The sequence below is a fragment of the Kitasatospora sp. NPDC057738 genome (assembly GCF_042798815.1).
In the GTDB taxonomy this organism is placed as follows: Bacteria; Actinomycetota; Actinomycetes; order Streptomycetales; family Streptomycetaceae; genus Kitasatospora; species Kitasatospora lactacystinica.
This window is the reverse complement of record NZ_JBHVJT010000035.1, coordinates 75,321-86,597: the sequence shown is the minus strand read 5'-3', so window position 1 is coordinate 86,597 and position 11,277 is coordinate 75,321. Positions and strand designations below refer to the sequence as shown.

At 75.9% G+C, this 11,277-nt stretch carries 2 protein-coding genes; both read left to right on the top strand.

Annotated elements, in window-relative coordinates:
- Positions 1 to 20 precede the first annotated feature (20 nt).
- Positions 21 to 9,647: a MupA/Atu3671 family FMN-dependent luciferase-like monooxygenase gene (locus ACFVGO_RS20440; protein ID WP_380633216.1), complete on the top strand. Its 9,627-nt coding sequence runs from the start codon at positions 21 to 23 to the stop codon at positions 9,645 to 9,647.
- The gene (locus tag ACFVGO_RS20435) at positions 9,644 to 11,149 is read left to right on the top strand and encodes a condensation domain-containing protein (RefSeq protein ID WP_380633214.1); all 1,506 of its coding nucleotides are present in this window, start codon (positions 9,644 to 9,646) and stop codon (positions 11,147 to 11,149) included. The genes ACFVGO_RS20440 and ACFVGO_RS20435 overlap by 4 nt, the downstream gene beginning before the upstream one ends.
- The last annotated feature ends 128 nt before the right edge of the window (positions 11,150 to 11,277 follow it).

Here is an 11,277-nt window from a genome sequence, read left to right as displayed (position 1 = left end):
GCGCCACCGCGCCCCGCCCGGTGACCGCGGCCGCCCCGGCGCCGTCCACCGCGGCCCCGGGCACCTCGGCCCCGGGCACCGCGGCAGCGGACGGCCGGCCCGCCGCACAGCCCGTCCCGGGCACCGGCCGGACCGCACCGTCCGGGCTGCGCCGACTCGTCCTGGACGCCTTCGAGTCCGTCCTGGACACCCCGCTGGACCCCGGTCGCCCGCTCGCCGAACTCGGCATCGGCTCCCTCCAGTTGATGCGGGTGCACGGCGCGCTCAGCGCCGTGCTGCCCACGCCCCCGGCGCCCACCGAGCTGTTCCGCCACCCCACCGTGGACGCCCTGATCGAGCACCTGGCCGCCGAACCGGCCGCACCCGCCGCTGCGCTCCGCTCCCCCGCCGCCGGCACCGACGCCGGGCCGGGCGACGACCGCCGGGTGGCGATCGTCGGCCTGGCGCTGCGCCTGCCGGGCGCCGACACCCCCGAGCAGTACTGGCGGAACATCGTCGAGGGCGTCCGCAGCACCATCCGGTTCACCGAGGAGGAGCTGGCGGCCGCCGGACTGCGCCCGGAGGAGTACCGCCACCCCGACTTCGTCCCGGTCACCGGGGCGCTCACCGACGTCGACCACTTCGACGCCGAGGCGTTCGGCATCAGCGGCACCGAGGCCGCGCTGATGGACCCGCAGCAGCGCCTGCTGCTGGAGATCTGCCGCCAGGCCCTGGAGGACGGCGGCTACGACGCGCCGGACCCGGAGCGCCGCGTCGGGGTCTTCGCCGGCACCGGGATGACCCTGTACGCGCTGCGCAACTACTACCAGCACACCCTGGCCGCCACCGCCGACCCGGCCGAACCGGTGGCCGCCCTGCAGACCGCGATCGGCAACCAGGCGGACTTCGCCGCCACCCGGGTCGCCTACCGGCTGGGCCTCACCGGTCCGGCGATCGGCGTGCAGACGGCCTGCTCCACCTCGCTGGTCGCGGTGCACCTGGCCGTGCAGTCCCTGCTGGCGGGCGACTGCGAACTGGCCCTCGCCGGGGCCGCCGCCCTGCACATCCCGCAGGCCGCCGGCTACCGCTACGAGGAGGGGTCGATCCTCTCCCCCGACGGCGCCTGCCGGGCCTTCGACGCCGACGCGGGCGGCACGGTCGGCGGCAACGGCGTCGCCGCCGTCCTGCTCAAGCGCCTCGACCGGGCGCTCGCCGACGGCGACACCGTGCACGGGGTGATCCTCGGCTCGGCCGTCAACAACGACGGCGGACGGAAGGTCGGCTACACCGCGCCCAGCGTGGACGGGCAGGCGGCCGTGGTCGGCCGGGCCCTGGACCTCGCGGGCGTACCGGCCGAGAGCATCGGCTACATCGAGGCCCACGGCACCGGCACCCCGCTCGGCGACCCGATCGAGTTCCGGGCGCTGGCCCAGGCGTTCCGGGCCCGGACCGAGGCCGCCGGGTTCTGCTCGCTCGGCTCGGTCAAGCCCAACATCGGCCACCTGGACACCTGCGCCGGAATGGCGGGCCTGATCAAGGCGCTGCTGGTGCTGCGGCACGGCACCGTCCCGCCACTGGTGAACTTCACCAGCCCCAACCCCGCGCTGGAGCTGGCCGGCAGCCCGTTCCGGCTCGCCGCCGAGCGCCGGGACTGGCCGGACGGCCCCACCCCGCGCCGGGCCGGGGTCAGCGCCCTGGGCGTCGGCGGCACCAACGCCCACCTGGTGCTGGAGCAGGCCCCGCCCGCCGCCGCGGTGCCCGCGCCGCGGCCGGCCCCGACCGTGCTGCCGCTCTCGGCCCGCACCGCCCAGGGCCTCACCGAGCTGGCCGGACTGCTCCGCGACCGGCTGGACGCCGAACCCGCCCTGGCACCCGGCGACCTGCCGCTCACCCTCGGCGCCGGCCGGCGCGCCCTGCGCCACCGGCTGGCCGTCACCGGCCCCGACCCGGCCGCCCTGCGCAAGGGCCTGGACGCCTTCCTGGCCGGCCGGCCCACCGCCGGCGCGGCCCACCGCGAGACCGGGCGCGGCGAGGTCCGGCCGGTGCTGCTCTTCACCGGCCAGGGCTCCCAGTACCGGGGCATGGCCGCCGAACTGCACGCCGCCTTCCCGGTCTTCCGCGCCGTCCTGGAGGAGTGCGACCGGCTGCACCGCGCGGCCTGGGACGAGCCGCTGCTGCCGCTGCTGCTCGACCCCGCCGCGCAGGGCACCGAGGACACCTGGACCACCGAGGCGGCGCAGCCCGCGCTGTTCGCCCTCCAAGTCGCCTACCTGCGGCTCTGGCAGGAGCTCGGCGTGCGTCCCGCCGCAGTCGCCGGGCACAGCGCCGGGGAGTACGCGGCCTTCCACGCGGCCGGCGCGCTCGACCTGGCCGACGGGATGTTCCTGACGGCGCTGCGCGGCCGGCTGATGCACCGGCTGACCGAACCGGGCGCCATGACGGTGGTCTCGGCCGGCCCGGACCGGCTGGCCGGGCTCGGCGACTGGCTGCCCGGGGTGGACCTGGCCGTGGTCAACGGCAAGGGCCAGTGCGTGCTGGCCGGCCCGCCGCGCGAGATCGCCGCCGCCGAGGCCGTACTGGCCGCCGACGGGGTGACGACCGAACGCCTGGCCACCGACCGGGCGTTCCACTCCCGCCTGCTCGACCCGATGCTCGACCCGTTCCGCGACCAGCTGGCCCGGCTGCGCCTGCGGCCGCTGGCCGTCCCGCTGGTCAGCAACCTCGGCGGCGAGGTGCTGGCCCCCGGGACCGTCCCGACGCCCGAGTACTTCCTGCGGCAGACCCGGGAGACCGCCCGGTTCGACCAGGTGCTCGCCGCGCTGGACGGACTGGACCACGAGCTGTTCCTGGAACTCGGCCCGCACCCGACGCTGACCGGCATGGGCCGCCGGGAGCTGCCGCACCGCCACTTCGTCGCCGGCGGCCGGCGCGGCGCCTCGCCGGAGCAGCAGTTCGACGCCGCCGCGGCCGCGCTGTGGTCGCACGGCGTCCCGCTCGACTGGGCCCGCTTCGCCGCCGCCCGGGACTGGCCGGACGGGCCTGCCCGCCGCGTCCCGCTGCCCACCACCGTCTTCCAACGCCGCCGCCACTGGTTCACCGCCCCTGCCCGGCCCACCATCGAGGACCCCGCCATGCACCAGGACCCACCCCAGCAGAGCGCGCCGGCCGCGACGCCGGCCGCCGCACCGACGCCGAGCCCCGAGGAGCTCGCCGAGCAGGCCGTCCTGCGCCAGGTCGTCGAGCAGACGGCCCGCCAGCTCGGCTACGACGAGGCCTCGGTCGGGACGGACGAGCCGTTCTTCGACCTGGGCGCCGACTCGCTCTCGATGATCAACATGATCCGCGACCTGGAGCGCGCGTTCCGGGTCCGGGTGTCGATGCGCGAACTCTTCGAGGCGGCCGACACCCCGGCCCGGCTGGCCGGGCTGATCGCCTCCCGGCTGGAGCCGGCGGTGCTGGCCACGCTGCTGCCGGCCGCCGAGCCGGAGCCCGTGGCGGAGCCCGAGCCCGCGCCCGTTCCGGCGGCCGCCACGGCTGCGGCGCCCGCTCCGGCCGCCGTTCCCGCTGCCACTCCCGTTGCCGTCCAGGCCGCCCCGGTGGCCCAGGGCGCACCCGCCGTCCACCCGGCCCCGGCCGTCCAGGCACCGCCCGTCCAGGCCCCGGCCGCGGTGCCGGTTCCCCAGCCCGCGCCCGCCGCGCCCACCGCCCCGCAGGCGGTGCCCACCGCGCTGCGGCCGGTGACCGACGGCACCGGCCTGATCGAGCGCCAGCTCGCGCTCCTCGGCCAGTTCTCCGACCTGATGCGCGACCAGCTCGGCCTGCTGGCCGGCGGCGCGCCCGCGCTCCCCCCGGCGCCCGTGCCCGCGGCCCTGCCCCCGGCGGCGGCCGTACCCGTCACCGCCCCGGTCCCGACGCCCGCCGTCGCCCCCGCACCCGCCGCCGAGGCACCCGCCGCAGCGCCCGCCGCGCCCGCCGCCGAGGCACCCGCCCCGCAGGTCCACGGCCCCCGGGTGACCGTCTCCCGCGAGTCCGGCATGGCCTCCGGCGGCCTGACCGACCAGCAGCGCGCCCACGTGGACGAGCTGGTCGCCCGCTTCACCGCCCGCACCACCGCCTCCAAGGCGATCACCCGCCGCCACCGCCGCACCCTGGCGGACAGCCGTGCCGTGGTCGGCTTCCGCTCCGGCACCAAGGAGATGCTCTACCCGCTCGCCGCCCGGCGGGCACAGGGCTCCCGGCTGGAGGACGTCGACGGCAACGCGTACGTCGACATCACCATGGGCTTCGGCGTCCTGCTCTTCGGCCACGACCCGGAGTTCGTCTCCGAGGCCGTCCGCGAGCACCTGTCCTCGGGCCTGCGGCTGGGCCCGCGCGGTCCGGAGACCGGCGAGGCCGCCGAGCTGCTGGCCGAGCTCACCGGCACCGAGCGGGTCGCATTCGCCAACTCCGGCACCGAGGCGAACGCCGGGGCGATCCGGCTGGCCCGCGCGCACACCGGCCGGGACAAGATCGTCATGTTCGAGGGCTCCTACCACGGCCACTCCGACCAGACCCTGGGCCGGACACTGGGCCGCGGCGCCGACCGGGAGACCGTCCCCATCTCCATCGGCATCCCCGGCAGCGCGGTCGCCGACCTGCTGGTGCTGCGGTACGGCGACCCGGAGAGCCTCAAGGTCATCGAGGAGCACGGCGACCGGATCGCCGCCGTCCTGGTCGAGCCGGTGCAGAGCCGCCACCCCGGCCGCCAGCCCGCCGACTTCGTCCGCTCGCTGCGCGAACTGACCACCCGGCTCGGCATCGTGCTGGTCTTCGACCAGATGCTCACCGGCTTCCGGCCCCACCTGCGCGGCGCCGAGGGCTTCTGGGGCGTCACCCCCGACATGTCCACCTACGGCAAGGTGCTGGGCGGCGGCTACCCGATCGGCGCGATCGCCGGGCGGGCCGACATCATGGACGGGATCGACGGCGGCCACTGGGACTACGGGGACGACAGCTACCCGCCCAAGGACACCACCTTCTTCGGCGGCACCTACATCCAGCACCCGCTGGCGATGACCGCCGCGGGCGCGGTGCTGCGCCACCTCAAGGCGGCCGGCCCCGGCCTCCAGGAGCGGCTGAACGCCCGCACCGACGAGCTGGCGGCCACCCTGAACGGCTTCTTCGAGGAGGAGGAGTTCCCGCTGCGCCTGGCCCACTTCGGCTCGCTCTTCCGCTTCGAGCCCCGGGCCGACATGGAACTGCTCTTCCCGCACCTGCTGACCCGCGGGGTCTACGTGTGGGAGTGGCGCAACTTCTTCCTCTCCACCGCCCACACCGACGGCGACCTGGAGTTCGTGATCGACTCGGTCCGCGAGTCGCTGCGCGACCTGCGGCGCGGCGGCTTCTTCCCGGCCTCGCCCGGCGTCCGCCTGCCGGCCCCCCGGCCGGCCGCCGAACTCGCCGTCCCCGCCGAGACCGTGCGCGGCCAGGCGGAGCCGATCCCGTACCGGCCGGTCAGCGACCCGCAGCGGCCGGTGGACTTCAGCCTCTACTTCTTCGGCGACTACCCCCTGGACTCCCCGGAGGACGAGAAGTACCGCATCGTCCTGGAGAGCGCCCGCTTCGCCGACCGGCACGACTTCCACTCGGTCTGGCTGCCGGAGCGCCACTTCCACTCCTTCGGCGGCATCTTCCCCAACCCCTCGGTGCTGGCCGCCGCCCTCGCCCGGGAGACCAGCCGGATCCGGCTGAACGCGGGCTGCGCCGTGCTGCCGCTGCACCACCCGGTGCGGGTGGCCGAGGAGTGGTCGGTGGTCGACAACCTGTCCGGCGGCCGGGTCGGCCTGGGCTGCGCCAGCGGCTGGCACCCCAACGACTTCCTGTTCTTCCCCGAGAACTACGGCAGCCACAAGGAGCTGATGCACCGGCAGATCGACACCGTCCGGGCGCTGTGGCGCGGCGAGCCGTACCAGGGCCGCAACGGCAACGGCGAGCCGATCGAGGTGACCCTGCACCCGCGCCCGCTGCAGGACCTGCCGCCCATGTTCACCGCGATCGTCGGCAACCCGGACAGCTTCCGCGAGGCCGCCCGGCACGACCTCGGCGTCATCACCAACCTGATGACCCAGGACATCTCCCAGCTGGCCGAGAACATCGAGGTCTACCGGCGCACCCGGGCCGAGCACGGGCTCGACCCGGAGGCCGGCCGGGTGGTCGTGCTGGTGCACACCTACCTGGGCACCGACCTGGCCACCGCCCGCGAGCAGGCCTACCGGCCGTTCTGCAACTACCTGCGCTCCTCGCTCTCGCTGTTCGGGCAGATGGCCAACAGCCTGGGCCTGACCCTGGACTACGAGAGCGCCCGCGATGACGACCTGGAGTTCGTGCTGGAGCGAGCGTACGAGCGCTACTGCGCCTCCCGCGCGCTGATCGGCACCCCGGAGAGCGTCCAGGGGGTGCTGTCCGAGCTGCGGGCGGCCGGCGCCGACGAGATCGCCGCCTTCGTGGACTTCGGGCTCTCCCCCGACCTGGTGGCGGCCGGCCTGCCCCAGCTCGACGTCCTGCGCCGGGACACCCTGCGCGGCGCGCCGCTGTCCTACGCCCAGCAGCGGATGTGGTTCCTGCACCGGATGCTGCCCGACGGCGGGCAGTACAACGAGGTCAAGGCGATCGCCCTGGACGGCCCGCTCGACCCGCAGGCCCTGGACACCGCGCTGCGCCGACTGGTCGAACGCCACGTCGCGCTGCGCACCGTCTTCCGGGAGCAGGACGGCGAACCGTTCCAGCAGGTGCTGGCGCCGCCCGCCGGCCCGGTGCTGCAGCGGCTCACGGCCGACGGCGGCAGCCCGGACCCGGTGGCCGACCTGGTCGCCGCCGAGGGCGCCCACCGCTTCGACCTCGCCGAGGGCCCGCTGTTCCGGGCCCTGCTGCTGGAGCAGGACGCCGACCGGCACGTCCTGGTCCTCTCGATGCACCACATCGTGATCGACACCCTGTCCACCGTGGTGATCACCCGCGAGCTGGGCGAGCTCTACCTGGCCGCCCGGGAGGACCGGGCCGCCCGGCTCCCGGTGCTCACCACCGGCCCGGCCACCGAGGCCGTCCGCGAGCGGGCCCGGGTGGCCGCCGGCGAGTACGAGGAGAGCCTCGCCCACTGGCGCAAGGTGTTCGGCGGCGGTGACCTGCCGGTGCTGTCCCTGCCCACCGACCGGCCGCGCCCGGCGGTGCCGGACGGCCGCGGCCGCTCCTTCGTCCACCACCTGCCCGCCGAACTCGCTGACGGCTTGCGGGAGTTGGCCCGGTCCAAGCGCTCCACCCTGTTCATGGTGCTGCTGACCGGCTTCGCCGGCGTCCTGCAGCGGTACGCCGGCCAGGACGAGATCGTGCTGGGCACCCCGGTGGCCAACCGGGCCGACGGCACCGAGGACCTGGTCGGGTTCTTCGTCAACACCCTGGCGCTGCGCCTGGACCTCGCCGGCGAGCCGGCCTTCGCCGAGGCGCTCGGCCGGGTCCGCTCCACCGCGCTCGACGCCTACGAGCACCAGCAGCTGCCCTTCGAGGTGCTGGTGCAGGAGCTGAACCCGCAGCGCGACACCAGCCGCAACCCGCTGTTCCAGGTCATGGTCGAGTTCGAGAACCACATGGTCTTCGAACTGGACCTGCCCGGAGTGACGGCCCGTCCGCTGGACCACGTCGCGGACCGCGCCGCCTTCGACCTGACGCTCTTCCTGACCAGCCTGCCCGACGGCATCCGCTGCCACGTCGAGTACGCCGAGACCCTCTTCGACCGGGCCACCGTCGACCGGCTGCTCGGCGCCTTCGAGCGGCTGCTCACCGCCGCGGTCGCCGACCCGGAGCGCCCCCTCGTCGAACTCACCGCCGTGTCCGCCACCGAGGCCGACACCGCCCTGGAGTGCGGCCCCCCGGTCGTCCGGGAACCCGAACACCCGCTGGCCACCATCGCCGCGACCGCGGCCGGACGGCCCGAGCAGACCGCGGTGGTCGCCGCCGACGGCACCGGGACGGACTACCGGACGCTGCTGGCCCGGGCGGACGACCTGGCCGGCCGGCTGCTGGCGGCCGGCGTCCGCGAGGGCAGCCGGGTGGGCGTCCTGCTGCCCCGCTCGGTCGACCTGGTGGCCGCTCTGCTGGCCATCCTGCGCCTCGGCGCCGTCCACGTACCCGTCGACGTGCTGCAGGGCCCCGAGCGCTGCCGGCTGATCGTCGAGGACAGCGCGCCGGTCGTCCTGCTCACCACCACGGACGACGCCCCGGCGGAGCTCGGCCTGACCGTCCCGACGGTGCTCACCGCCACCGCCCCGGCCGACGCCGCCGCCGAACTGCCCCCGCTGCCCGCCCCCTCGGCGCAGGCCCCCGCGTACCTGCTCTACACCTCCGGCTCCACCGGCCGCCCCAAGGGCGTGCTGATGCACTCCCTCGCCCTGGCCCACTTCGTGGCCTGGAACGTCGCCGACCACCCCGCGGCCCGTACCCTCCAGTACGCCTCCTGCGGCTTCGACGTCAGCGTCCAGGAGATCCTCACCACGCTGGCCGGCGGCGGCACCCTGCTGCTGATCGAGGAGGAGACCCGCTACGACGTGACGGCGCTGGCCGCCGTGGTCCGCTCCACCCGGGCCGAGCGGCTCCACCTGCCGTACACGCCGCTGGCCGCCCTGGCCGACGCGCTCGGCGAGGAGCCCGTGCCGCACCTGCGGGAGCTGATCTCGGGCGGCGAGCAGGTGCTGGTCACCCCCGGGCTGCGGGCCTTCCTCGGCCGCAACCCCGGCTGCCGGCTGATCAACCACTACGGCCCGACCGAGACCCACGCACTGACGGCCGGCGAGATCGACCCGGACGGCCCGGAGTACGCGCCGATCGGCCGCCCGACCCCGGGCAGCCGGATCGTGCTGCGCGACCCCGCCGGACGCCGGGTGCCGGCCGGAGCGGTCGGCGAGATCCACGCCCTCGGCATCCAGGTCGGCATCGGCTACATCGGCCGCGACGAGGAGAGCGCCGCCGTCTTCACCGACACCCCCGACGGCCCGAGCTACCGCACCGGCGACCTCGGCCGCTGGCGCCCGGACGGCCGGCTGGAGTACCTCGGCCGGGCCGACCGCCAGGTCAAGGTGCGCGGCTACCGGGTCGAGCCGGGCGAGATCGAGACCGTGCTGCGCGGCGTTCCCGGCGTGCACGCCGCCGCCGTGACGGCGCGCCGCACCGCGGCGGGCACCGTGCTCGCCGGGTACGTCGGATGCTCGGCCGCCGACCTGCCCCGGGTCGCCGACCGGCTGGCCGACCTGCTGCCCGACTACATGGTGCCCGGACTCTGGGCCACCGTCGACGCCCTGCCGTTCAACGCCCACGGCAAGCTCGACACCGCCGCCCTGCCGGAGCCGCGCCCGCTCGGCGCGGACGAGCCCCAGGCCGCGCCGGCCACCGAGCTGGAGCGGACCGTGCAACGGCTCTGGGAGGAGGAGCTCGGCCGCCCCGTCGGGGTGGAGACCTCCTTCTTCGACCTGGGCGGGCACTCGCTGGCCGCCACCCGGCTGCTGAACCGGGTCCGCGAGGAGACCGGGCTGCGGATCGGCGTGTTGGACTTCTTCCGCCGCCCGACCGTCCGCGCGATGGCCGCCCACGAGCCGGCCGCCGAGCAGCACCCGGCCCCGGCCTTCGAGGAGGGGACCCTGTGAGCACGGCGGAGGACGTTCGAGGAGAGGACGCGGCGAGCACGGCGGAGGACGGCTGGGCGCGGCTGCTGCGCCTGCTCGACGAACGCGAGATCGTGCTGCGCACCACCGGCGAGCGGCTCGGCTACCTGGCCCCCGCCGGAGCGATGGACGAGGAGGTCACCGGCCTCGTCCGGGCCCACCGCGACCGGCTGCTGACCATCCTGACCGGCGCCGGGAAGGCGCTGTCCGCCGCGCCGGCCGGGGTGACCCAGTGGCGGCTGCACAAGGCCCACGGCGACGCGGCCGACCCCGCGGTGTGGAACATCCTCCAGCGGATCACCCTGCGCGGCCCGCTGGAGCCCGGGCGGCTGGCCGCCGCACTGACGGCGGTCACCGAGCGGCACGAGAGCCTGCGGACCCGGTTCGTGGACACCGAGCTCGGCGGGCTCCAGCAGGTGCTGCCGAACACCCCGCTGGACGTCCCGGTCGAGGACCTGCGCGGGCTCGCCCCCGCCGAACGGGACGCGGCCCTCGCCGCGGCCCTGGAGGCCGAGGTCGGCCGCCCGTTCGACCTCACGGCGCCCCCGCTGCTGCGCGCCCGACTGCTGCGCCCGGCGGCGCAGGAGTGGGTGCTGCTGCTGACCATCCACCACATCGCGCTCGACGGCTGGTCGCTGGCCACCGTGCTGGCCGACCTGAGTGCGCTCTACCGCACGGGCGGGCCGCTGCCGGGAGAGGCCGGCCGGATGACCGACCACGCCTGCTGGGAGCGGACGGTCGTCAACCGGGCGTCCATGGCGGCGGCCGCCGACCACTGGGCCAAGACCCTCGGCGGCGCCTCGCTCTCGGTGGACGTGCCCACCGACCGGCCCCGTCCCGAACGGCGCTCCGGGCACGGTGAGACGGCCGAGTTCCGGATCCCGGCGGCGGTGGCCGAGGAGATCGGGCGCTACGCAGCCGCGCGCTCCACCACCGCCTCGGCCGTCGTGGTCGCCGGGTTCGCCCGGCTGCTCGGCTCGCTCAGCGGCTCGTCGGAGGTGCTGATCCTGCTCTCCAACGCCAACCGCCGGCGGCCGGTCGACGAGCAGGTGGTCGGCCTGCTCACCAGCAGCATGCCGATCCTGGTGCCGACCCGGGGCGAGAGCGGCTTCGCGGGCCTGGTGGACCGCGCCGCCGAGGCGATCGCCTCCGCCCTCGACCACTCCCTGATGCCGTTCGGCCTGCTGGTCGAACCGCTGCGGGAGCGCGGCGTCCCCATGCCCGTCGGGTACCCGCAGATCGTGCTCGCCGTCCAGAGCACCCCGCCCATCACCCTCGACCTCCCCGGCCTGACCGTCGAGATCGAGGACATCCCCGGCCACTCCGCCCGCGCCGACTGCGCGTTCTCGCTCACCCCGGACGCCGACGGCTACCTGGGGCAGGTCGAGTACGACGCCGACCTGTTCGACCCGGGCACCGTCCGGGGCTGGCTGGACGCCCTGGTCGCGGACCTGGCCCGGCAGTTGGAGGTCCCGCTCGCGTGACACCCGGTGGGGGCCCGGGGGGGGGGAGGCCGTCCCCAGGGGCCCCCCCTCCCCTGACCCCCAGGAACCCACGGGGGGTCCAACACCCTTCCTGGCGTCCGTGGCACAAAGAGCACCATCCTCCACCC